Annotated in this window: 1 pseudogene; it reads right to left on the minus strand. The window is 70.2% G+C overall.

The annotated features are described in order from the left end of the window. Window positions 1-507, minus strand: a pseudogene (locus NS354_RS13025) (MFS transporter); the annotation flags it as partial.

Below are 507 nucleotides of genomic sequence, written 5' to 3' on the forward strand. Positions count from 1 at the left end.
GCAGTCCGCCGGTGACCACCCGGGAGGGCCGCCACCGCTTCACCAGGCGCACCACCACCAGGCCCGCGACGATCGTGATCGCCAGACCCGGCAGCAGCAGGAAGCCGGCCTGCATGGGGGAGTAGCCGCTGACCAGCTGCAGGTGCTGGGAGATGTAGTACAGGAACCCCACCAGGGAGAACACGCTGAACAGGTTGGACAGGATGGCCCCGGTGAATACGGGGTTGCGGAACAGCCGCACGTCCAGCATCGGCTCGGGACGGCGCAGCTGGCGCCGGACGAAGGCGAAGCCGGCCGCGAGCGCCACCGCCGCCGGAACCAGGGCCTGCCAACCCGGACCCTCGGTGGCGAAGGTCTTGATGCCGTAGATCAGCGGCGTCATGGTGGCTAGGGCCAGCAGGATGCTCCACGGATCCACCGGGCCGGGGTGGGGATCCCGGGACTCCGGGACGAGGATCGGGCCCAGGGCCAGCAGCGGCAGCATCACCGGCACCGCGAGCAGGAACA

This window comes from Leucobacter chromiiresistens (genome assembly GCF_001477055.1).
In the GTDB taxonomy this organism is placed as follows: Bacteria; Actinomycetota; Actinomycetes; order Actinomycetales; family Microbacteriaceae; genus Leucobacter; species Leucobacter chromiiresistens_A.